The organism is Ensifer sp. NM-2 (assembly GCF_003024455.1).
In the GTDB taxonomy this organism is placed as follows: Bacteria; Pseudomonadota; Alphaproteobacteria; order Rhizobiales; family Rhizobiaceae; genus Ensifer; species Ensifer canadensis.
This window is the reverse complement of sequence record NZ_PVZR01000098.1, coordinates 1-613: the sequence shown is the minus strand read 5'-3', so window position 1 is coordinate 613 and position 613 is coordinate 1. Positions and strand designations below refer to the sequence as shown.

Sequence of the window (613 nt, the reverse complement as noted above, 5' to 3'; positions counted from 1 at the left end):
CGGCGGGGCGCAGCTCGCTGGCGGTGGTCACCAGGTCGCTCCCGGGTGACGGCGCGCCAGGGACTGCATCTCCGCGAGGATGTACCCGCGGTACTCGCTCATGGCGCCGGAACGGTCGCCGCCGCGGGCGGTGCCCGTCGTCGGGACGGTCAGGCCGGCCTCCTCGATGGCCGCGCGGATGCGGGTCATCGTCGGCTCCTCGAGCGAGGACGGCAGCACGGCGACGCCCTGCTCGGCGAGGGCGCGGACGACGTCGTCGTCGTGGAAGAGCTCGGCCACGTAGGGCCACAGCTCGTCCAGGCCGCGCTGCATGCGGCGCTTCGACTCCTCGGTGCCCAGGCCCAGGCGCTGCAGCCACAGGGCGGCGTGGTCCTGGTGGTACAGGACCTCCTTGAGGGCCTTGTCCGCGATGGCGGCGAGCGTGGAGTCCGTGGACTCGCGCAGGCGGGTGTACAGCTCGTACGAGTAGAAGGAGTAGTACAGCTGGCGGGCGATCGTCTTGGCGAAGTCGCCGTTCTCGGCCTCCACGAGGCGGACGGAGCGGAACTCCTCCTCGTCGCGGAAGTACGCGAGCTCGTCCTCGGTCTTGCCCCACGCGGTGCCGGCGTAGGAG

General features: G+C 71.8%; 1 protein-coding gene. It reads right to left on the bottom strand.

Annotated features, from left to right (window positions below):
• Nucleotides 1-27: 27 nt before the first annotated feature.
• The coding region (gene paaC, locus C6558_RS38950; protein WP_107028852.1) for a 1,2-phenylacetyl-CoA epoxidase subunit PaaC at nucleotides 28-613 on the bottom strand (586 nt) is incomplete at its 5' end.